Consider the following 22,350-nt stretch of genomic DNA (forward strand, 5'->3'; position numbering starts at 1 on the left):
AAACCCGCGAAGAAGCCAGCGCGGTGTTAGCTGTCGTACCCGAGGTTAGGCGCCAACCAGCGCTCGCTTACGCTCACATCCTGGCCTTTACGCGCGCTGTAGTTCTCGATCTGGTCCTTGTCCACCTTGCCCACGGCAAAGTATTGCGCCTGCGGGTGGGCAAAGTACCAGCCGCTGACCGCCGCCGCCGGGAACATCGCGAAGTGCTCGGTCAGGAACACGCCGCTCGGCCCGGTTTCGCCAATGGCGGTGCCATCGAGCAGGCGGAACAGGGTTTCCTTCTCGGTGTGGTCGGGGCAGGCCGGGTAGCCCGGGGCCGGGCGAATGCCGCTGTACTGCTCCTTGATCAGCGCCTCGTTGTCCAGCTGCTCGTCGCGGGCATAGCCCCAGTGTTCTTTACGCACCTGTTCGTGCAGCCATTCGGCGCAGGCTTCGGCCAGGCGGTCGGCCAGGGCCTTGACCATGATCGAGCTGTAGTCGTCGCCTTTGTCCTGGTAAGCCTTGGCCACTTCCTCGGCACCGATGCCGGCCGTGGTGATGAACCCGCCCACATAGTCGGTGACGCCGCTGGCTTTTGGCGCGACGAAGTCGGCCAGCGACCAGTTGGGCTTGCCGTCCGGCTTGATGGTTTGCTGACGCAGGTGGTGCAGGGTGGCCAACGGCTGGCCGTCCTCGCCGTACACCTCGATGTCGTCATCGGCCACCTGGTTGGCTGGCCAGAAGCCGAACACCGCGCGGGCGCTGATCAGCTTCTCGTCGATCAGCTTGTCGAGCATCTCGCGGGCATCCTTGTACAGCGCCGTGGCCGCCTCGCCGACCACTTCGTCGGTGAGGATGCGCGGGAACTTGCCGGCCAGGTCCCAGGAGATGAAGAACGGGGTCCAGTCGATGTATTCGGCCAGGGTGCGCAGGTCGATGTCTTCCAGCACCTTGACGCCGGTGAAGGAGGGCACCGCTGGATGGTAGCCGGCCCAGTCGTATTGCGGCTTGGCAGCGATGGCCTGGCTGTAGCTCAGGCGCTCGGTGCGGGCACTGCGGTTGGCGGTGCGCTCGCGTACGTCCACGTATTCTGCGCGAGTCTTCTCGACGAAGCCCGGCTTGAGTTCCTTGGACAGCAACTGGGTGGCAACGCCTACCGCACGCGAGGCGTCGGTAACGTAGATGACCGCATCGTTGCTGTACTTCGGCTCGATCTTGACCGCAGTGTGCGCCTTGGAGGTGGTAGCGCCGCCGATCATCAGTGGCAGCTCGAAGCCCTGGCGCTGCATTTCACGGGCAACGTGGACCATCTCGTCCAGCGACGGGGTGATCAGGCCGGACAAACCGATGATGTCGCACTTCTGTTCGCGGGCGGTTTGCAGGATTTTCTCGGCCGGCACCATCACGCCGAGGTCGACGATGTCGTAGCCGTTACAGCCCAGTACCACGCCGACGATGTTCTTGCCGATGTCGTGTACGTCGCCTTTGACCGTGGCCATCAGGATCTTGCCCTTGGCTTCCGGCTTGTCGCCTTTTTCGGCCTCGATGAACGGGATCAGGTGCGCCACGGCCTGCTTCATCACGCGGGCCGACTTGACCACCTGGGGCAGGAACATCTTGCCCGCGCCGAACAGGTCACCGACCACGTTCATGCCGTTCATCAGCGGGCCTTCGATCACTTCGATCGGGCGTGCGCACTGCTGGCGGCATTCTTCGGTGTCTTCGACGATGAACGCGGTGATGCCCTTGACCAGCGCGTGCTCCAGGCGTTTTTCCACCGGCAGCGAGCGCCACTCTTCGTTTTCCACTTCCTTGGTGGCGCCGCCGCCCCGGTAGTCGTCAGCGATCGCCAGCAGGGCGTCGGTGCCGTGCGGGGTGCGGTTGAGTACCACGTCCTCGACTTTTTCGCGCAGTGCCGCCGGGATCTCGTCGTAGATTTCCAGCTGGCCGGCGTTGACGATACCCATGGTCAGGCCGTTCTGGATCGCGTGGTAAAGGAACACCGAGTGGATCGCCTCACGCACCGGGTTGTTGCCACGGAACGAGAACGATACGTTGGACACACCGCCCGAACTCAGCGCGTGGGGCAGGTGATCGCGGATGTAGGCACAGGCCTCGATGAAATCGACGGCGTAGTTGTTGTGTTCTTCGATACCGGTGGCGACGGCGAAGATGTTCGGGTCGAAGATGATGTCTTCCGGCGGGAAGCCCACTTCGTTGACCAGAATGTCATAGCTGCGCTGGCAGATTTCCTTCTTGCGCGCGGCGGTGTCGGCCTGGCCGACCTCGTCGAAGGCCATCACCACCACGGCAGCGCCATAGCGCTTGCACAGGCGGGCGTGGTGCTTGAACTGCTCGACGCCCTCCTTCATGGAAATGGAGTTGACGATGCCCTTGCCCTGGATGCACTTGAGGCCCGCTTCGATCACGTCCCACTTGGACGAGTCGATCATGATCGGCACGCGGGAAATGTCCGGCTCACCGGCGATCAGGTTGAGGAAGCGGACCATGGCGGCCTGGGAGTCGAGCATCCCTTCGTCCATGTTGATGTCGATCACCTGGGCGCCGGCCTCGACCTGCTGAAGGGCGACTTCCAGCGCTTCGGTGTAGTTCTCTTCACGGATCAGCCGGGCGAACTTGGCGGAGCCGGTGATGTTGGTGCGCTCGCCGACGTTGACGAACAGCGACTGGCGGTCGATGGTGAACGGCTCCAGGCCCGACAGGCGGCAGGCCTTGGCGATTTCCGGGATCTCACGCGGCTTGTACTTGGCCACGGCTTCGGCAATGGCCTGGATGTGGCCTGGGGTGGTACCACAGCAGCCGCCGATGATGTTCAGGAAGCCGCTGGCGGCGAATTCCTCGACCACCGCAGCCATTTCCGCCGGGGTCTCGTCGTATTCACCGAAGGCGTTCGGCAGACCGGCGTTGGGGTGGGCCGAAACATGGGTGTCGGCTTTGGTCGCCAGCTCTTCCAGGTACGGGCGCAGGTCCTTGGCGCCGAGGGCGCAGTTCAGGCCCACGGAAATCGGCTTGGCGTGGCGCACCGAGTTCCAGAACGCTTCGGTGGTCTGGCCGGACAGGGTACGGCCGGAGGCGTCGGTGATGGTGCCGGAGATCATGATCGGCAGTTCGACGTTGTCGTCCTCGAACACTTGCTGAACGGCGAAGATCGCCGCCTTGGCGTTGAGGGTGTCGAAGATGGTTTCGATCAGGATCAGGTCGGCGCCGCCCTCGATCAGGCCGCGGGTGGCCTCGATGTAGTTTTCGACCAGCTCATCGAAGGTGACGTTGCGGTAGCCAGGGTCGTTGACGTCCGGGGAAATCGAGCAGGTGCGGCTGGTAGGGCCGAGCACGCCGGCAACGAAGCGCGGCTTGTCGGGGGTTTCCAGGGTCTTGGCGTCGGCCACCTGGCGGGCGATGCGCGCGCCTTCGACGTTCAGTTCGTAGACCAGCGACTCCATGCCGTAGTCGGCCTGGGAAATCTGCGTGGCGTTGAAGGTGTTGGTTTCGAGAATATCGGCGCCGGCATCCAGGTAGGCTTTCTCGATGGCGGCGATCACGTCCGGGCGGCTGAGCAGCAACAGGTCGTTGTTACCTTTGACATCGCTTGGCCAATCGGTGAAACGCGTGCCACGATAGTCGTGTTCCTCGAGACGGTAGCTTTGGATCATAGTACCCATGCCGCCGTCGAGGATCAGGATGCGCTCTTTGAGTGCGTTCTGGAGTGCTTGGAGACGAGCGCTGCGGTCGGACATAGGAACTACCTGGTCGGGCAAATATCAGAAGGTGCGGAATCATAGCAAAGCTGCGCGGTTTTTACGCACATCGCCCATTTGCATGAAAACTGCTCATGTTGTTGGCGCGATTACCAGCACCCAAGGACGACCAGGCACAATCGTGATGGCTTTCAAGAACCAGGACTTTTCGCACATGGTGCATCGTATCCTTGCCGGCGCCTTCGCCCTGCTCATCAGCGGCGCGGTGTTCGGGCAAGCCCCCCAGTCGAGCCCGGCTATTTCCTACACCCGGGACATTCAACCGATCTTCACCGAGAAGTGCGTGGCCTGCCACGCCTGCAACGACGCGGCCTGCCAACTCAAGCTGGAAAGCCCGGAAGGCGCGGTGCGCGGGGCCAGCAAGGTCCCGGTGTACCAGGGCGAGCGCAGCAAGGCGGTGCCCACCACGCGGCTGTTCTACGACGCCCACAGCGAAGAGGAATGGCGCAAGAAGGGCTTCTACTCAGTGCTCGACAACCAGGGCAGCCAGGCCGCGCTGATGGCGCGCATGCTGGAACTGGGGCACAAGACCCCGCTCACACCCAACGCCAAGTTGCCCGAGGACATCGTCCTGGGCCTGAACCGCAACAACATGTGCCCGCTGCCCCATGAGTTCGACGCCTATGCCGGCGCCCACCCCAAAGAGGGTATGCCGTTGGCGGTGACCGGGCTGACCGACAAGGAATACGACACCCTGCGCCGCTGGCTGGCAGCGGGGGCGCCGGTGGAATACCAGCCGATCAAGCCTAGCGCAGCCGAAGCCCGGCAGATCACCGAGTGGGAAGAGCTGCTCAACCGCCCGGGCTCCACCGAGGCGCTGGTCGGCCGCTGGCTGTACGAGCACCTGTTCCTGGCGCATATCTACTTCGTTGGGGGCGAACAGGGGCACTTCTTCCAGTGGGTGCGTTCGCGCACGCCGAGCGGCAAGCCGGTCGATATCATTGCCACGCGCCGCCCCAACGACCCGCCGGGCACCGACTTCTACTATCGGTTGATCCCGGTGCAGGGTGTGATCGTGCACAAGACGCACATCACCTACCCGATGGGGCCGCAGAAACTCAAACGGGTGAAGCAGCTGTTCTATGCCGGCGACTGGCACGCCACCGCACTGCCGGGTTACGGCCCGCGTCACCGGGCCAACCCGTTCGAAACCTTCGAGGCGATCCCGGCAGTGGCGCGTTACCAGTTCATGCTGGATAACGCCGAATACTTCGTACGCACCTTCATCCGGGGTCCGGTGTGCCGTGGGCAGATCGCCACTGACGTGATCCGCGATAACTTCTGGGCGCTGTTCCAGGAGCCGGCCTTCGACCGTTACATCACCGACGCCAAATACCGTGGCGAGGCCACGCCGCTGCTGGCCATGCCGGGCCAGATCGATGACGTGGGCAGTGTGCTGAGCCTGTGGCACGCCTACCGCGACAAACGCAACGAGTACGAAAAGCTGCGCCGTGACGCCTATGCCGACATGCCCGCACCGGGCTGGTCGACCTTGTGGGCCGGTAACGACAACGCGTTGCTGAGCATCTTCCGGCACTTCGACAGCGCCTCGGTGAGCAAGGGCCTGATCGGTGACGTGCCGTTGACGGTGTGGTTGTTCGACTACCCGTTGTTCGAGCGCACCTATTACCAGTTGGCGGTCAACTTTGACGTGTTCGGCAATGTTTCGCACCAGTTGCAGACGCGTTTGTATTTCGACCTGATTCGCAACGGTGCCGAGGTCAACTTCTTGCGCCTGATGCCGGCTGACCAGCGCAAGGCGATCCTGGGTGACTGGTACCAGAACAGCGGCAAAGTGAAGATGTGGATGGACTATGAGGACATCGACACCGACACCCCGAGCGGCATCCAGCTCGACCCGCGCAACCCCAAGCGCGACTTTGGCCTGAAGCTGTTGCAGCGCACCGGCAGCCTGAATGCCACGCCCGACCCGATCAACCGCTGCCAGGGCGCGTTCTGCTCACGGCCGCAGATGAACGAAGAGTTCCGCAATGCCGAGCAGTCGCTCAGCCGCCTGGTGTCGCGCCCGGCTGCTGGGCTGAAGGTGATCAACCAGTTGCCCGAGGCAACCATGCTGCGTATCGAAGGGCAGGGCGGCCAGCGCCAGGTGTACAGCCTGCTGCGCAACCGTGCGCACAGCAACGTGGCGTTCCTGCTGGGTGAGGCATACCGCTATCAGCCGGGGCTGGATACCTTGACGTTGGCCCCGGGCGTGCTCAGCAGCTACCCGAACTTCATCTTCAACATCCCGACCAAGGATGTGGCGGAGTTCGTCGAGGACATGGAGTATGCGAAAGATGACCCGGCGAAGTTCGAGCGCATCGTCATGCGCTGGGGCGTGCGCCGTAGTCATCCTGAGTTCTGGCGCTACTTCCATGACTTGAACAGCTTCATCAAGGAGACCCAGCCGGTGGAGGCGGGGGTGCTGGACATGAACCGCTACGAGAACCTCTGATCGGGTAGGCTGACCTTTCCGGGTACCCTGCGGTCGGAAAAGGTGGGTGGTCCGGGGGCTGCTATGCAGCCCAATCGCCGGCAAGCCAGCTCCCACAGGGGCTGTGTAGCTCTCAGGCCAGCGCGGTCCCTGTGGGAGCTGGCTTGCCGGCGATGGAGCGCAAAGCGCTCCCAAAGGCCTCAATGCACCGGCAAGCGCAGGGTACTTCATGCTGTATTCGCTTCAGGCACTGCGGGCGTTCGCCGCCTGGGTGGTGGTCTGCCACCATTTCATGCAGATCTTCTTCGACTTCCACGCCACCGGCCCCATTGGCCAACTGCTTACCGACCGTGGCGCCGTAGGCGTCGACATCTTCTTCGTCATCAGCGGGCTGGTCATCTACCTGTCGACCCGCGACAAAACCATCGAACCGCGTCAGTTCCTGCTCAATCGGGTGCTGCGTATTGTGCCGGCCTACTGGTTCTACACCGCGTTGATGGCCCTGTTGCTGCTGGCTTTTAGCCAATGGATGCCACATCAGGTGTTCGCCTGGCATCATCTTCTCTTGTCGATGCTGTTCATCCCGGCAGAAAACCCCGGAGGCTATGGCCTGTACCCGACCCTGAACGTGGGCTGGACGCTGAACTTCGAGATGTTCTTCTACCTGCTGTTCGGCCTGGCCTTCCTGGTGCGCCAGCGCCATCAGCTGTTGCTGGTTACCGTGGCCTTGTTGCTGGCCAGCGAGGTGCTGGGCCGGCTGGGTGTGCTAAGCCGCTTCTACAACAACGACATCATCTACGAGTTCTTGCTCGGCATCGGCCTGGGCGTGCTGTATCGCCGTGGGCTGATCCGCCAAGGGCGGTGGTTGCCGCTGGGCGTGCTGGTTGTGGCGGCCCTGGCCATCTATCACCTGGATGCGTCCCAGCGCCTGCTGCATTGGGGCCTGCCGAGCGCCATGATCGTGATGGCCTTCATCGCGCTGGAACCGCTTTTCCAAGGCAACCGGCTGCTCAAGGCCTTGGGGGACTGCTCGTATTCGGTGTACCTGGTCCATGTGCTGGTGCTGTACGCCGGCTGGTTCGCCAGCCAGCGCCTGCCGTTGAACCCGTACCTGGTGTTTGCCCTGTGTGTGCCGTCCATTGGACTAATGTCGTGGTTCAGTTACCAGTGGCTGGAGCGCGGCCTGTACCGGCGCATGCAGGCCTGGCTGGCGGCGCCACGGGGGGCGGCCCCTGAATATGCGCTTTCCCGAGTCAAATACTAGGACTTTGTTCAATGAGCGGGTTGGCGTACACTTGGCGGCAAGTCTGTGAGGAACCTACATGAGCGCTATAACCATTACCGACGCCGCCCATGACTACCTGGCCGATCTGCTCTCCAAGCAGAATACGCCTGGCATCGGCATTCGCATTTTCATCACCCAGCCGGGCACCCAGTACGCAGAGACGTGCATTGCCTACTGCAAGCCGGGCGAAGAGAAGCCTGACGACACCGCCGTGGGTCTGAAGAGCTTCACCGCTTACCTGGATGCGGTCAGCGTGCCGTTCCTGGAAGACGCACTGGTTGACTACGCCACCGACCGCATGGGTGGCCAGCTGACCATCAAGGCGCCTAACGCCAAGGTGCCGATGGTCAACGAAGACAGCCCGATCAACGAGCGCATCAACTACTACCTGCAGACCGAGATCAACCCGGGTCTGGCCAGCCACGGCGGCCAGGTCAGCCTGGTGGACGTGGTTGACGACGGCATCGCCGTGTTGCAGTTCGGTGGTGGTTGCCAAGGCTGCGGCCAGGCCGATGTCACCCTGAAGGAAGGTATCGAGCGCACCCTGCTTGAGCGTGTTCCGGAATTGAAGGGCGTGCGTGACGTGACCGACCACAGCCAGAAAGAGAACGCCTACTACTAAGCCAAAGGCGGCTCTCTAGCAACAAAGTGTTACGGTTTCAACCCCTGCGACAACAGGCCGCAGCCCGTATTCAAAGGGTTGCAGGCCTTCCCCGCCTTGGTCGGGTAGAACCCCTTGGGGTGTCATGCCAGAATGCCCCGGTTTTTCAGCTGGCCCGTCCCGAGGGCCGGCACCTTCCCTGTAAAGGATGGTTTCATGAATGATCTATATACCCGGCGCGCAGTTGTCGCCGGGATGGGCGTTCTCGGGCTTGGCCTGCTGGCAGGCTGCAGCCCGGCCCGGGGGCTCGAGTTCAAGTACGGCAAGAACATGAGCAACGAAATCCTCGGGCGCAAGTTCAGCCTCAAAGACCCGCAAGGTAACGTGCGCACCCTGTCGAGCTTCTACGGCAGCATGCCGATGGTCTTCTTCGGCTTCACCCAGTGCCCGGCCGTTTGCCCGACCACCCTGGCGCGTGCGGCGCAAATCCGCAAGCTGCTGAGGGGCCGTGACCGTGACCTGTTCCAGGTGGTGTTCATCACGCTGGACCCGGAGCGCGACACCCCTGAGGTGCTTGATGCCTACGTCAAGGCCTTCGACCCGACGTTCACCGCGCTCACCGGTACCCCCGAGGAAATTGCCGCAGTGGCCAAGGAATTCAAGGTGTTCTACGAAAAGGTTCCGGCCGGTGACACCTATACCATTTCTCACTCGTCCACCAGCTACGTCTACGATACGCGTGGCACCCTGCGCCTGAGCCTGGGCCATTCCCTGAACGCCAAGGAATGTGCCGAAGACCTGGTCACCCTGATGGAGATCTGCTGAATGTCGATGCAACCGATCAAACGCGGCCTGGCTGCCCTGGCACTGATGGGCCTGGCCCTGCCAGCCCTGGCCCAGACCACCGTGAGTGAGGCCTGGGTGCGTGCCAGCGTGCCGCACCAGCAGTCCACCGGTGCGTTCATGACCCTCACCGCCAGCAGCGACAGCAAGCTGGTGAGCGTGGCTTCGCCTGTGGCCAAGACCGTGCAGGTGCACGAGATGACCATGAACGGTGACGTGATGGGCATGCGTGAGGTGAAGTCTGTCGAGCTGCCGGCTGGCAAGGCCGTCACCCTCGACCCGAATGGCCTGCATGTGATGCTGATGGGCCTGAACAATCAGGTGAAGGAAGGCGAGAAAGTGCCACTGACCCTGACCATCGAAGATGCCAAGGGCGGCAAGGAAACCGTGGACGTGCAGGCTGAAGTGCGTGCGCTCAACGCCGAGGCCGGCGGTGGGCATGACCACATGCACATGAAGCACTGACCGATCAAAGGGCCGCGTTTAGCGGCCCTTTTCTTTTCAGCCGTACCCTTCAGCTACGAAAGCGCGGCAGCGGCCTGTCGAGGGTCAGCGAGGTCAGCGTCTTGCGGACCTGGGCTTCGTCGGCCTCCAGCGCCTTGAGGCTTGCGCGGATCTTGCCGGCGGCGGGCACATCGCCCTGCCGGTCGATCCAGTCGGCAATCTCCTTGCAGGCACTGCTCAGGCAGGCCTGGCGCTGGTTCATCAGCGACAGAAGGGTGGTGAGCTCTCTTTCGGACATGGCAGGATCCTCCCATTCAGCCTTGTCAGTGTAGCAGAGGGTTGGCGGGGCTCCTGATGGCTTTGCAGGAGGTGTTGAGGATGCAAAAAGGAGTACTCCGTCGCTTGAGTAACACCGAGTTACTTATCTATAGGAATAAACATCGTGTTTAAAGTGGATGCCGCTACCTCGCCGGTGGCATGAACCTTTGCAAGCGGACGAGATGTGCTGAGCCGTTCTGTCACACAGTTTGGCGGCGGCTGGTCTGACTTCGCCAATAGTTACTGAGCGTAGGAACATTCGGAGTCTCAATGTTGGCTGCGCTGACAGTGCGGGTGTTGTTACAACTTTCATGTTGAGTCCAGCCGAGGATGAGCTCTAGATTCAGTCGCTCTGTACCGCTGGCTGAGGAAAGCAACGATTATGCAGGCGTTGAGTCTTAACTCCGGAACGCGCTCACTTACATTGGGCTATTGCTTTTCCAAGTGCGGTGAATTTGCCTTCGAAGCGGCATTTGCCGTGACCATCGTACTCATGGTCGAGGCGGATTTGTTGTTGATTGGCATCGCTTATTTCTTCCGCTACTTGCCGAGCATGGTGTTTTCTCCCTTGGGTGGTTGGCTGGCAGATAACGCCGACAAGAAAAGAACACTGTTTGCGGTCGAGTTGGCCAAATGCATTCTGTCGCTTGCCTTCTTTGCCTTGTTCAGTTGGTTTACGCCGGTACTGCCCGTGTTGGTGGCCTTCGCGATGGTCATGACCGCGCTTGAATGTCTGTATGTACCCACGTTTCGCGCATACTTTCCGGATATCGTGGAAAAGGACCAACTGGCGTCAGTCAACAGCGGTATCCAGGTGATCGAAGATATGGCCTCTATTATTGGACCGTTGGTGTTTTCGGCCTGTGTGTTGCTGCTATCTCGCGACGCAACCTTCTTGTTCTTTGCAATATGCCTGGTGTTGTCTGCCATTTCCATTGCTACCTTGGGGCCAGCAAGGCAAGGCGTGCGGCAGGCATTCGATGGGCGAGCCATAGTCCGCGATGCGGTGCGCAGCGTGAACCAGCTCAAGGGCAGCAATGTCCCGTTGTTTGCCGTTATTGGCTGTACCACGCTTTGTGCGATGTTCGCCACGTCGGTGATTCGCTTCATTCTCCCGGCTTCGGTGTTGGAGCACTTTACCTCTGAGGCAGCGGTGGGTTACGTATTCTCACTGCTGGCGGCAGGCACCGTGCTGGGTGGCGTGCTCTACACCCGCTTCAACCCGCGTACCACTGCACGGTTGGTACTGCGCTATTGGATAATTTACGGCGCACTGTTTTTTGCTGCCGCAGTGGCGCTGCAGTTCAATACCTGGTTGTTTCTGCTGATCCTCTTCCTGGTTGGCTTCATTGGCGCATTTGTCGATATCGCAATCGTGACAAACATCCAGTGCTTGTCGAACGAGCATGAAGTTGGCAGGAACTTTTCCCTTTATTACTTCACGGCCGTCATTGGGGATGCCGTTTCAGGGCTGGTTGCCAGCCTGGTCTTCGTGCTTGCGGGGCCAGCAACCTTCATCTGGATGACGCTCATGCTGGTCATCGCACCGGTACGCTGGAACCTGAAAGGACGCGCCCTTGATACCGACGATAGTGCGTAATGTGCCGCTCGGTATTGGTACCTGGAGGTAGGCTTGAACTGGTATTGCGGCGCCTCAGGCGGTTATTGCAGATTGAGCACAAGCCTGCCGATACGCCCCCGGCGTCACCCCATACGCCTGCTTGAACTGCCGGCTCAAATGGCTCTGGTCAGCAAACCCCAGGTCAAACGCCACCTCCGAAGCGACCAGGCCGCTTTTCAGCATTTCCCGGGCGCGGGCCAGGCGGCGTTGTTTCAACCAGGCATGCGGCGGCAGGCCGGTGGCCTGGCGGAATACCCGTGCGAAGTGGAACGGTGACAGGTTGACTGCGGCGGCCAGCGCTTCGAGCGAGGGTGGGTCGGCCAATTGGCTTTCCAGCAGTTCGCGGGCGCGGGCCACGGCCAGGGGTTCGTGGCCGGGGGCTGAAGGTTCGGCGCATTGCCCGTGACGCTGCACCAGGGCCAGCACCGCCTGGCGCCAGGCGGTCTGTTGCTGCAGGGCGCTGGCGCCGGCTTCGGACAGCTGATGCAACTGGCTGAAGGCGATGGCCAGGGCGGGGTCCTGGATGACGCTGTCCTTGAAACCGGGCATGCCGTGACGGCCCAGTTCCAGCTCGTCGAGCACGCCGGTTACTCGCTCGTGCTCGGGGTAGAAGCCGCGATAACGCCAGCCCGCTTCATGGGCTGTGGCACCGGTATGCAGCTCGTCAGGGTTGATTAGCACCATGCTGCCAACCGGCGCCAAGTGCTCGCTGCCTCGGTGCCAGAAGCGCTGGGCCCCGGATTCGATCACGGTGAACACATAGCCTTCGTGCACATGCGGGGCGAAACGCTGCTGGAAATAACGCGCGTGCAGCATCTCGACGTCGCCCAGTGCCGGCGCCTGCCAGAGGTGTGTCTGCTCGCGCAGGGGCGTGCTCATGCCAGCCAGCTGCGCAGGAAGAAGAAGATCAACATGCTCACCAGCATGCTCAGCAATACGCTGCGGGTCAACAGCACCAGGGCGATGGCCACCAGTGAGCCCAGCAGGTAGGGGTTGAGCAGGCTCAGGTTGAGCTGGTGATCGGGCATGAAAATGATCGGGCCGCAGATGGCGGTGAGCATGCCCGGCACGGCAAAGCCAAGGAACTGCCTGGCGTTGGAGCTCAGACGCAAGGGCAGGCGCGGCTCCAGGAATGCATAGCGGTTGAGGAACACGATGGCGCCCATGGCAAAGATCAGGATCCAGGTCATGCTCGGGCTCCGGCAAATTTCTGGCAGATGAACCCGGCGCCCATACCCAGCAGGCCTGCGGCCACCAGGGCGGTCTCCCAGTGCCAGTGGCTGAACAATACCGAGCAGAACAACGACACCGCTACGCACACCACCGTGGGCAGGTTGCGCACCAGCGGTGCGATCAGGGCGACGAAGGTGGCGACGATGGAGAAGTCCAGACCGAACTGGTCCAGGTGTGGAATGTTCTGGCCCAGCAGGATGCCGGCCAGGGTAAACAGGTTCCAGGCAATGTAGAAGGTCAGGCCCACCCCCAGGGCGTACCAGCGGTTGAACTGCTGTTGGTCGTACTGGCTGGTCAGGGCGAAGAATTCGTCGGTCAGCAGAAAGCCCAGGCCCAGGCGCCAGCGCAGCGGCTGGCTGGACAGTACCGGGCGCATCGACAGGCCGTACAGCAGGTGCTGTGAGGTCAGCAGCAGGGTGGTGAGCAGGATCGACGCCAGGTTGGCGCCGCCTTTGAGCATGCCGATGGCCACCAGTTGCGCGGCGCCAGCGAAGACGATGGCCGACAGCCCTTGCCCTTCCCAGGCAGTGAGGTTGGCTTCGATGGCCATGGAGCCGGCCAGCAGCCCCCAGGGGGCGACGGCCAGGGACAGGGGGAGAATGGCGATGGCGCCGTGGAGAAAGGCTTGGCGGGCGATGTGGGGCATGATGGCTGCAATGCTTTACGTGGTAGGCCAGCATGCCAGAAGGGGTGGGGGCATGGCTTGAACGATCTTGCTGGTCTATCGCCTGCCGCGCGCAGTCCCTTGTAGGAGCGCGTTAGCTCGATGGATTATGGATGGCGGGTCAGATGCTGTTGTGCTGTCACACAGCCATTGATGTCCACGGCCTTCTGCAGGAGGGTCAGGCGGTGCTGCGGGTCGAGGTCGCCAAGCAGGCGGTACACTTCGGCCTGGTAGTCACGCTGGCGCCCCCACAGCATGTCCAGGCCTTGTGGCCGGCTGCGGTTGCAGGCCAGGCGGGTGGCCGGTTGCGGGTAGTAGGGGGCGTACACGGTGGCCATGCTGGGGATGGCTTCCAGCGCTGCGCGGTACTCGCTGCTGACGTTGTAGGGCCGGCACCAGGTGGCGATGGCCGGCGCGGGTGCGGCAAACCCCTGCTGGAGGCTGGCCACGAGTAACGGGCAGGCGGCATCCGGAATTTGCGCGACGGGCAGATACGTCATGTAGTACAGCGCCAGGCGGTACTGCGCGACCGGGTGGCCCAGCTCGACCGATTTTTTCAGCAGGGCAACCGCTGTCGGCAAGGTGTGGGCCAGGGCCTGGCCCTGACGGCTGAGCTCGGGGTCTCCGCCAACGGCTGTGCGCAGTGTATTGGCGTCGTCGCCCTGGTTGTCGGCCTGCTCCAGCAACGGCAAGGCCTGACGGTAGAGCAGGTCGGCATGAGGGTCGATGCGTACCTCCAGCGCGTGCGCAGCCAGCGGCATCAGGGCGATCAACAGCGGGGGCAGGCGTCGCATGCGGCTCACAGGCAAGCCCCATGGGCGGCCAGGCAAGGATGGACGGCTTCGATGTTCATGGCGGTCAAGCGTGCGCCTCGGGCAAATCGGAACGACGACGTATTCTAGCCACCCAAGCGGGCGGCCGGAAGACCACCCGGCAACTGTCAGACGAGCTTGATCGGCGTGACCTTGCGCAGGGCGTGTTTTTCCTGGGCCAGACCGAGTTTGGCGGTGATCACCTTGGCCAGGGCATTGTTGCCCAGATCGTTCAGGTGCAGGCGGTCGATGAACAGGTCGGCGCCGAACACGGGTGAGCTGCTGAGCATGCAGTTCATGTCGTAGCAAGGCACAGGGTCGGCCTGGCTCTTGATGCGGCGGAAAAACGCCGAATGCAACTGGCTGTCGAATGCACCCTCCAGCAGCCGGTCGAAGTTCGCCGGTTTTTGCTGCAGCGCGGTCAGCATGGCCTGTTCACCGGCAGGCAGGGTATCCCGGCACCAGGGCAGCAACGGCTGCAGAATGAAGGTGAGGGTGGCGTGGCTGTCTGCCAGCAGCCGATCCCATTGGCGCAAGGTACGGCCAATGTTATCGGCAGCACGGGCCAGGCGCTTTTCCGGGGGCGACAGCGGCCAGCTGACCGGGGCGGCGACCACAGGGGTGGCCAACGCCTGACGGATACGCCGCCACAGCGACTGCCGACGGGGTGGTGCGGCGGGCTGCATGCCTTCGCTGAAACTGTTGAGAAAGTCCTGGTAGGCCTTGGCGTGCTGCGGGCCGTTGAGGTTGGCGAGGACTTCACTGAGGGCTTCGTGGGCCAGGCTGTTGAGGCCGCTGAGCACCACTACGTGGCCGAGCTGGCCAAGGCGGTGCTGGTGGGTCAGGAACATCAGCAGCTCCTGGCTGGCGTTAAGGCCGCAGCCGGCCAGGCTCAGCCAGACTTCGCCGGTGAGCATCGACAGGTGCGAGGCCACCGTGTGCTCGTCGGAGCTGGCGCCGATACCCAGGGCCGTGGAGCCGCCGACCAGCAGGTTGATACGCGAAGTACCGCCGCGCTCGGCTGCGGAAAAGCGCTTGCCGGCGCAATGGCTGTAGCGCAGGCCGAGCGCATCGGTATTGATGGTGCCAGAGCGGTAGCCACTTTCGTGCACATGCACGGTGAGCGGGGCACGCCGGCTGCCCAGCAGCAGAAAGCGTTGGTAGTCCTGCTGCAACGGCGAAGGAGATGCGCTCATGTCAGTCACGGCCATGGTCGCTCCTTCGGTTGCGCCGAGTGTTGCGCTTCACGTTCAGGCCGCCAGCTCCTTGAGGTTGTACAGCAGGCCACCGGCGGCGATCAGCAGCAGGGCCACACCGGAAGCCAGGCTTATCATGCGGTTGCTCCGCTGCGAGGCGATCTTGCCGATGGCGAAGATGTACAGGCTGAGCACGGCAAAATCGATGGCCACCCACAGCAGCGACAGGACCACCATGCTTTTGCCGAACGACTCGGTGATCTGAATGAACTGCGGGAAGAAGGCGATGAAGAAAATGATGTCCTTCGGGTTGGAGATACCCACCATGAACCCTTGCAGCAGCCCGCCACGCCCGGCCTTGGGGGCTTCGCTCGCCGCTTCCGGCGCAGGCGCCTTCAGGGCTTCCCTCAACGTGCCCACCGCGATGTAGCCGATGAACAGGCAACCCATCAGGCTCATGGCGCTGAGCCAGGCCTTGTCGATGGCGGCGCTGGTGAGAATGATCCAGGCCGCTGCACCGATCAGCACCAGTGACGCCCAGTTGGTGCCGACGGCGGTAAACATGGCCTTGCGCGAACCGGAGGCGGCCGCGGTGTTGACGATCAGTGCCACCACCGGGCCGGGGGTAGCGATCAGCAGCAGGACAGTGAGGGCATAGGTGGCGGTAAGTGCGGTATTCACGGTCAGTTCTCGATCAGTATGTCGGTTGCCGCAGGGTGTGCGGCATGGGCGTGGAACGGGCAGCGCGACGGGTTGAGCGACCCCGCCTCCTGAAGTTGGTATTGCTTCCACTCGTAGTTGTCGGCATCGCCGAAGAAGCCGAGGGTGTCAGGTACGACACCGTCGTTGTAGTGGTGCACGCGCTCGCGAATGCGCTCGCGGATTTTCTTGCCGCTCTCGGTATTGGCGTTGGCCACTTCGTCGAAGTTTTCCCGTGGGTTGATGACGAAGGTGATGTGCTGGCCCAGGTTGCGGCTTTTCATTTGCTGGTGGCCGGGGAAGTTCATGTTGATGAACAGGGGCATGCCGGCATAGCAGAACGACCAGGCGGTGTCGTCGGGGTCGGTGGGAATGCCTTGCGGCCACGGGTGTGGGTCGCGCGCATGTACGCCACGCAACACTTTCCAGGCCAGCGCCTGTTGTTCGGCCAGGGTGCTGCCCGCTGCCGTTTCGAGAAACACCACCAGTGGGCTGCCGATGCGCTGTTTGGGTTTGATCGGTGTGACGGTGCGCACGTAGTCGGCCAGCCCTTGGGCGATGTCATCGGCCAGCTGCTCGGCACGTGCGAAAAGAATATGGCAGGTTTCGCCGTTGACCGCCTTGCGGCCGAACAGGCAGGGGAAGTCGGGGTTGGCGAGAATACTGCGAAAATGCTCTATGGTCTTGTAAGTCCAGTGCTGCGTGTTCCAGACATGTTCATCGGCTAGCTCTAGCGCATCCAGGCGATAGCAATTTCCATATCCCGTAAACATGATTTCCCCAGGCGTAAATTTAATGAACGTTCAAGCCACATGCAGGCAGGATCTTGGTTATGTTTATTATTTACCTGCATTTTCCGAGACGCTCTTGACGTTGTAAAACGCGTGGAACTATGACCTACTATTAGTCTTACTCATGCTCGGGACGTCGCCATGTCGGAACGGATTCAGGCCTTGCACGCCCTGCGTGCCTTCGAGGTGGCCTCTCGCTATGGCTCCTTTACCCGCGCTGCGGAAGAGCTTGCCTTGACCCAGGGCGCGGTCAGCCATCACATCAAGACCCTGGAGGCCATGTTCGGCTGCGACCTGTTCGAACGCCGTGGCCCCAAGCTCAGCCTGACCGAGCACGGCCGCCTGCTGGCGCAAGAGCTGAAAGTGGGCTTCAAGATCATCGAAAATGCCTGCGCATTGTTGCGCCAGGACCGCTATGGCCTGCGCCTGAAGGCCCCGTCCACGCTCACTGTGCGCTGGCTGCTGCGGGCACTGGATGCCTTCAAGAAGCACGAGGACAACTGCAGCGTGCAGTTGTCCAGCGTGTGGATGGACATCGACAGCGTGGACTTCTATTCCGAGCCCTACGACTGCGCCATCCTGCTGGCCAACGGGCGTTTTCCCGCCGATATCGAGAGCTTCAAGCTGTTCGATGAATGGCTGATCCCGGTGTGCCACCCGGACTACATGGCGCAAGCGCAACCGGCCCTGGCCGACCTGACCCAGTGCGAATTCCTGCACCCGTCCCCGGACCGCCGTGACTGGCGGCGCTGGCTGGCGCGCATGGACGCGCTGGATATCAGCATCGATCAGGGGCAAGTGTTCGATACCCTCGACCAGGGTATTTCGGCCGCCCAGCAAGGCCTGGGTATTTCGGTGGTCGACCTGGTACTGGCCAGCGCCGACCTGGCGGCCGGGCGCCTGGTCACACCGTTCAAGCACGCCGTGGCCACCGGCGACGGCTACTACATGACCTGGCTCAAGGCCAGCCCCAAGGCGCGGCAAATGCACAAGCTGCGTGACTTTCTGCTTGGCCAGGTGCCACCGCTGGCCTACAAGGACATCAACTACCTGTACGGTTGAACACCCGCTCAAGCATGAAGTCGATGAACACCCGCAATTTCGGCGGCATCTGCCGCCCGGACGGCCACAGCAGGTAGAAGCTGCCGCGTCGCTCCATGAAGTCGTCGAGCACGCTCACCAGTGAGCCATTGCCCAGCTCACGGCCCACGGTGAAGTCCGGCAGGCAAGTGATGCCGCGGTGGTTCACGGCAAAGCAGACGCGTGTCTCGACGTGGTTGCACACCATCGAGATGGGGATGTCATAGGCGTGTTCGGGGTGCTCCTGGCGCAGCGGCCAGGTCTCCAGCTTGCCGTTGCTGGGGAAGCGGTAATGCAGGCAGGTGTGCGCCGCCAGGTCGCGCGGGTGCACGGGCGTGCCGCGTTCGCGCAGGTAGCCGGGTGAAGCCACCAGGCGGTGCTGGAAATACCCCAGGAACTTGGCATTGAGCCGTGAATCCACCGGCTGCCCACCGCGCATCACCACATCGAAACCTTCGCCGATGATATCCACCATGCGGTCGGAAAAGTCCAGGTCCAGCTCCACTTGCGGGTACAGCGCCATGAACTCGGCCAGCGCCGGCATTACCAGCCCCGTGACCTGCGGCATGCTCACCCGCAGGCGCCCGCGTGGGGTTTCGCTGGCTTGTGACAGTTCCTGCTCGGTGGCCTCGATTTCGGCGAGGATGCGCCGGCTGCGCTCAAGGAACAGCGTGCCCTCGGCGGTGAGGGTGATGCTGCGGGTGCTGCGGTGGAACAGGCGTACGCCCAGGCGGCTTTCCAGGCGCGCTACGCGCTTGCCCACAGCCGAGGCACTGATCCCCAAGGACTGGCCAGCGGCGACGAAGCTGCGGGTTTCGGCCACCCGATTGAAGACCACGAAGCCGCTGAGGCTATCCATGCTGCGTTCCTGATTGCGGACGTGGATGTCCGGGGTGAACGGCATTGTAACCGTCTTTTTCCGTAATGGCCTCGCCTTGCAGACTGTTCGCCTCGTTTCCTACTCAAGGCTTCTGCAATGTCCCAGACATCCTCCGCACCGTTGCTGTCCGCCAGCAGCGAACGCCTGCCGCTCAGCGGGTTGTTGGCGTTGGCCATGACCGGCTTCATCGCCATCCTCAGCGAAACCCTGCCAGCCGGTTTGCTCGACCAGATCGCCGACGGCATGCACATCAGCCAGGCCATGGCCGGGCAATGGGTCACGGCGTATGCCCTGGGCTCATTACTCACCGCGATCCCGCTGGTAACCCTGACCCAAGGCTGGTATCGGCGCCGGGCGCTGTTGCTGGCGATCGTGGGCTTCGTACTGTTCAACGGGCTGACGGCCTTGTCGGACTCCAACAGCCTGACCCTGATACTGCGCTTTTTCACCGGCGCGGCCGCCGGGCTGGCCTGGGGGCTGATAGCCGGCCACGCCCGGCGCATGGTACCGGTGGCGCAGCAGGGGCGGGCCATGGCACTGGCCATGCTCGGCCAGCCGATTGCCCTGTCGCTCGGCTTGCCGATCGCAACCTGGCTGGGGGCGGGGTTGGGCTGGCGTGCAACGTTCATGGTGGTCACCCTGGTGGCGTTGCTGCTGGTGGTGTGGGTGGTGCGTTCTGTGCCGGACTACCCAGGGCAGGTCGCCGGCAAGCGCCCGGCCGCCATGCAGGTGCTGCGCACGCCGGGGGTGTTACTTGTGCTGCTGGTGATCCTCAGCTGGATCCTTGGCCACAACATTCTCTACACCTATATCGTGCCACTGCTGGCGGCAGCCGGCATGGCCGCGGACATTGGCCCTGTGCTGATGGTGTTCGGCCTGTCGGCCCTGGCCGGGATTGGTTTGGTGGGGCTGCTGGTCGACCGGCACCTGCGCACGCTGGTGCTCTTGAGCCTGGCGGGTTTTGCCCTGGCTACGCTGGCCTTGGGGCAAGCGTCGTCCTGGCTGATGTACCTGAGCATCGCCTTGTGGGGGGTGACCTACGGCGGCGCGCCGACCTTGCTGCAGACAGCCTGTGCAGACGCGGCGGGCGAAGGGGGCGACGTGGCGCAATCGATGCTGGTGACGGTGTGGAACAGCGCCATTGCCCTGGGCGGCATCATTGGCGGGTTGTTACTGGCCGGGGCAGGGGTGGAGGGGTTCGGTGGTGTGGTGCTCGCGCTGATAGCGGTGGCCTGGTTGTTGGCGTGGGCCGCGCGCAGAAGCGGCTTCGTGGCGGGGGCACGCTAGCGTAGAATCATCCTTTTAGGCAGAGGTTGACGCAGTGGAGTTGCAGCAGGGCTTTGTCCTGACCCGGCATTGGCATGACACGCCAGAAGGCACCTGCGTGGAACTCTGGCTCGCCACCGATCAGGGGCCACGGCTGCTACGTCTGGCACCCCAGGTTTCAGTGGCGTTCATCCCGCACGCGCAAGCGGCGCACGCGCAGGTGTTGCTGGCGAACCAACCGGGCGTCGAACTGCGGCCCTTGCAGCTAAAGGATTTCGACCAGCGCCCGGTCATGGGCCTTTATTGCCGGCAGCACCGGCAACTGATGCAGCTGGAGCAACGCCTGCGCACGGCAGGCATCGAGGTGTTCGAAGCGGATATCCGCCCGCCTGAGCGCTACCTGATGGAGCGCTTCGTCACCGCGCCGGTGCAGTTCACCGGGCAACCCGATGACCAGGGCGTGATCTGCGATGCCCAGCTCAAGCCCCTGCCGGGCTATCGTCCACCGCTGCGTCTGGTGTCGCTGGATATCGAAACCAGTGAACGTGGCGAGCTGTACAGCATTGCCCTGGAAGGCTGCGGCCAGCGTCAGGTGTACATGCTCGGCCCGGCCAACGGCGACCCCGAGGGCCTCGACTTCGACCTGCACTATTGCGATGACCGTGCCGGGTTGCTCGTGTGCCTCAACCAGTGGATGGCGGAGCACGACCCGGATGCAATCATCGGCTGGAACCTGATCCAGTTCGACCTGCGCCTGTTGCATGAGCACGCCAAGCTGCTGCAGGTGCCGCTGGCACTGGGCCGCAACGGCGCCCCCATGACCTTGCGCAGCCACGCCAGTGGCGGCCATGTCTTCGCCGACGCGCCGGGGCGGCTGTTGATCGACGGCATCGAAGCGCTGCGCTCGGCAACCTGGAGCTTTGCGTCGTTCAGCCTGGAGAATGTCGCGCAAACCTTGCTCGGTGAAGGCAAGGCCATCGACACCCCCTACCAGCGCATGGACGAAATCAACCGGCGCTTCGCCGAGGACAAACCCGCCCTGGCACGCTACAACCTCAAGGATTGCGAGCTGGTCACGCGCATCTTCGCCCATACCCGCCTGCTCGAGTTCCTGCTGGAGCGCGCTTCTGTCACCGGGTTGGCGGTAGACCGCAGTGGGGGTTCGGTGGCCGCCTTCTGCCACCTGTATATCCCGCAGATGCACCGCCTGGGCTTCGTCGCCCCCAGCCTGGGCAGCCGCCCTGACGAAGCCAGCCCCGGTGGTTTCGTGATGGATTCGCGCCCAGGCCTTTACGACTCGGTGCTGGTGCTGGACTACAAGAGCCTCTACCCGTCGATCATCCGGACCTTCCTGATCGACCCGGTAGGGCTGGTCGAGGGCCTGCGCTTGCCCGACGATGAGCACTCGGTAGAAGGCTTCCGGGGTGGGCGTTTCTCACGCAGCCAGCATTGCTTGCCGGCTATCGTCGAGCGCGTCTGGCAAGGGCGGGAGGCGGCCAAGCGTGAGGGCAACGCACCGCTGTCGCAGGCGCTGAAGATCATCATGAATGCCTTTTACGGCGTGCTGGGCTCTAGCGGTTGCCGTTTCTTCGACCCGCGCCTGGCCTCGTCGATCACCATGCGCGGTCACCAGATCATGCGCCAGACCCGGGCGTTGATCGAGGCCAAGGGCTATGAGGTCATCTATGGCGATACCGACTCCACCTTCGTCTGGCTCAAGGGCGCCCATGGTGAAGCGGCTGCGGCGCAGATCGGCCGAGAACTGGTCGCCCACGTCAATCAGTGGTGGCGCGAGCACCTGCGCCAGCAGATGAACCTGGAAAGCGCATTGGAGCTGCAGTTCGAAGTGCATTACCGGCGTTTTCTGATGCCGACCATCCGTGGGACCGACGAGGGTAGCAAGAAGCGTTATGCCGGGCTGGTACAACGCCTGGATGGCAGCGAGGATGTGGTTTACAAGGGCCTGGAGTCGGTGCGCACCGATTGGTCGCCACTGGCGCAGCAGTTTCAGCAGGAACTGTACGGGCGGATCTTTCGCGGCCAGCCGTATCGCGATTACGTGCGCGACTACGTGCAGCAGACCCTGGCGGGCGAACTCGACAACCTGCTGGTGTACCGCAAGCGCCTGCGCCGGCCGCTGGCCGATTACCAGCGCAATGTGCCACCCCATGTACGGGCTGCGCGCCAGGCCGATGAATACAACAGCCGGCTCGGTCGCCCTCGCCAGTACCAGCGCGGCGGCTGGATCAGTTACGTCATCACTACCGCCGGCCCTGAGCCGATGGAAAACCTTCAATCGCCGATCGATTACGAGCACTACCTCAGCCGGCAGTTGCAGCCGGTTGCCGATGCCATCCTGCCGTTCGTTGGCGATGATTTCTCCACGCTGACTGGCCGCCAGTTACAGCTGTTCTGAGCGCAGGCGTTA

19 protein-coding genes are annotated in these 22,350 nt (G+C 62.8%); 9 read left to right on the plus strand and 10 right to left on the minus strand.

Annotated features, from left to right (window positions below; genetic code table 11):
• Positions 1-26: 26 nt before the first annotated feature.
• The gene (metH, locus tag A0O30_RS21795; RefSeq protein WP_105947967.1) at positions 27-3,734 is read right to left on the minus strand and encodes a methionine synthase; all 3,708 of its coding nucleotides are present in this window, start codon (positions 3,732-3,734) and stop codon (positions 27-29) included.
• 175 nt (positions 3,735-3,909) lie between these two features.
• On the opposite strand from metH, the gene A0O30_RS21800 reads away from it, so the two are divergent.
• The 5 genes from A0O30_RS21800 to A0O30_RS21820 all read left to right on the plus strand — a co-directional run bounded on the left by A0O30_RS21800 (position 3,910) and on the right by A0O30_RS21820 (position 9,383).
• Positions 3,910-6,210, plus strand: coding sequence for a fatty acid cis/trans isomerase (locus tag A0O30_RS21800; protein WP_105947968.1), 2,301 nt, complete (start codon positions 3,910-3,912; stop codon positions 6,208-6,210).
• A gap of 208 nt (positions 6,211-6,418) precedes the next feature.
• On the plus strand, positions 6,419-7,453 hold the full coding sequence (locus A0O30_RS21805) for an acyltransferase (RefSeq protein ID WP_105947969.1): 1,035 nt from the start codon (positions 6,419-6,421) through the stop codon (positions 7,451-7,453).
• Positions 7,454-7,511: 58 nt separating this feature from the next.
• Positions 7,512-8,096 (plus strand): Fe-S biogenesis protein NfuA, encoded by a 585-nt coding sequence (gene nfuA, locus A0O30_RS21810; protein ID WP_016714701.1) that lies wholly within the window; start codon positions 7,512-7,514, stop codon positions 8,094-8,096.
• A 195-nt stretch (positions 8,097-8,291) separates the two neighbouring features.
• The gene (locus A0O30_RS21815; protein WP_016714700.1) at positions 8,292-8,900 is read left to right on the plus strand and encodes an SCO family protein; all 609 of its coding nucleotides are present in this window, start codon (positions 8,292-8,294) and stop codon (positions 8,898-8,900) included.
• Entirely contained in the window at positions 8,901-9,383 is a 483-nt protein-coding gene (locus A0O30_RS21820; RefSeq protein ID WP_060498262.1) for a copper chaperone PCu(A)C, read from the plus strand.
• Positions 9,384-9,432: 49 nt separating this feature from the next.
• On the opposite strand, the gene A0O30_RS21825 is transcribed toward A0O30_RS21820, so the two are convergent.
• Positions 9,433-9,660, minus strand: a complete 228-nt coding sequence (locus A0O30_RS21825; RefSeq protein WP_003250422.1) for a hypothetical protein — start codon at positions 9,658-9,660, stop codon at positions 9,433-9,435.
• A 402-nt stretch (positions 9,661-10,062) separates the two neighbouring features.
• On the opposite strand from A0O30_RS21825, the gene A0O30_RS21830 reads away from it, so the two are divergent.
• On the plus strand, positions 10,063-11,280 hold the full coding sequence (locus tag A0O30_RS21830; RefSeq protein ID WP_105947970.1) for an MFS transporter: 1,218 nt from the start codon (positions 10,063-10,065) through the stop codon (positions 11,278-11,280).
• Positions 11,281-11,334: 54 nt separating this feature from the next.
• Here A0O30_RS21830 and A0O30_RS21835 read toward each other — a convergent pair whose 3' ends face one another.
• The 7 genes from A0O30_RS21835 to A0O30_RS21865 form a co-directional block, all read right to left on the minus strand.
• The gene (locus A0O30_RS21835; protein WP_105947971.1) at positions 11,335-12,180 is read right to left on the minus strand and encodes an AraC family transcriptional regulator; all 846 of its coding nucleotides are present in this window, start codon (positions 12,178-12,180) and stop codon (positions 11,335-11,337) included.
• The gene (locus tag A0O30_RS21840; RefSeq protein WP_016714697.1) at positions 12,177-12,491 is read right to left on the minus strand and encodes an AzlD domain-containing protein; all 315 of its coding nucleotides are present in this window, start codon (positions 12,489-12,491) and stop codon (positions 12,177-12,179) included. Before A0O30_RS21840 ends, A0O30_RS21835 begins: the two co-directional genes overlap by 4 nt.
• A complete protein-coding gene (locus A0O30_RS21845; protein ID WP_105947972.1) occupies positions 12,488-13,180 on the minus strand; it encodes an AzlC family ABC transporter permease in 693 nt (230 codons plus the stop codon). Before A0O30_RS21845 ends, A0O30_RS21840 begins: the two co-directional genes overlap by 4 nt.
• Before the next feature lie 125 nt (positions 13,181-13,305).
• Positions 13,306-14,001: a hypothetical protein gene (locus tag A0O30_RS21850; protein WP_105947973.1), complete on the minus strand. Its 696-nt coding sequence runs from the start codon at positions 13,999-14,001 to the stop codon at positions 13,306-13,308.
• 137 nt (positions 14,002-14,138) lie between these two features.
• A complete protein-coding gene (locus A0O30_RS21855; protein ID WP_105947974.1) occupies positions 14,139-15,221 on the minus strand; it encodes a hypothetical protein in 1,083 nt (360 codons plus the stop codon).
• Positions 15,222-15,260: 39 nt separating this feature from the next.
• Entirely contained in the window at positions 15,261-15,887 is a 627-nt protein-coding gene (locus tag A0O30_RS21860) for a LysE family translocator (protein WP_105947975.1), read from the minus strand.
• 2 nt (positions 15,888-15,889) lie between these two features.
• Positions 15,890-16,678, minus strand: coding sequence for a YqcI/YcgG family protein (locus tag A0O30_RS21865; RefSeq protein ID WP_105947976.1), 789 nt, complete (start codon positions 16,676-16,678; stop codon positions 15,890-15,892).
• 159 nt (positions 16,679-16,837) lie between these two features.
• On the opposite strand from A0O30_RS21865, the gene A0O30_RS21870 reads away from it, so the two are divergent.
• Positions 16,838-17,758: a LysR substrate-binding domain-containing protein gene (locus tag A0O30_RS21870; protein WP_025754379.1), complete on the plus strand. Its 921-nt coding sequence runs from the start codon at positions 16,838-16,840 to the stop codon at positions 17,756-17,758.
• On the opposite strand, the gene A0O30_RS21875 is transcribed toward A0O30_RS21870, so the two are convergent.
• Complete coding sequence (locus A0O30_RS21875) at positions 17,739-18,635, minus strand: LysR family transcriptional regulator (RefSeq protein WP_105948030.1); 897 nt, start codon at positions 18,633-18,635, stop codon at positions 17,739-17,741. The genes A0O30_RS21870 and A0O30_RS21875 overlap by 20 nt on opposite strands.
• A gap of 117 nt (positions 18,636-18,752) precedes the next feature.
• Between A0O30_RS21875 and A0O30_RS21880 the strand changes: the two genes are divergently transcribed.
• Positions 18,753-19,943, plus strand: a complete 1,191-nt coding sequence (locus tag A0O30_RS21880) for an MFS transporter (RefSeq protein WP_105947977.1) — start codon at positions 18,753-18,755, stop codon at positions 19,941-19,943.
• Positions 19,944-19,977: 34 nt separating this feature from the next.
• Complete coding sequence (locus A0O30_RS21885) at positions 19,978-22,338, plus strand: DNA polymerase II (RefSeq protein ID WP_105947978.1); 2,361 nt, start codon at positions 19,978-19,980, stop codon at positions 22,336-22,338.
• The last annotated feature ends 12 nt before the right edge of the window (positions 22,339-22,350 follow it).

It is taken from the genome of Pseudomonas sp. LLC-1 (genome assembly GCF_002992185.1).
GTDB lineage: Bacteria > Pseudomonadota > Gammaproteobacteria > Pseudomonadales > Pseudomonadaceae > Aquipseudomonas > Aquipseudomonas monteilii.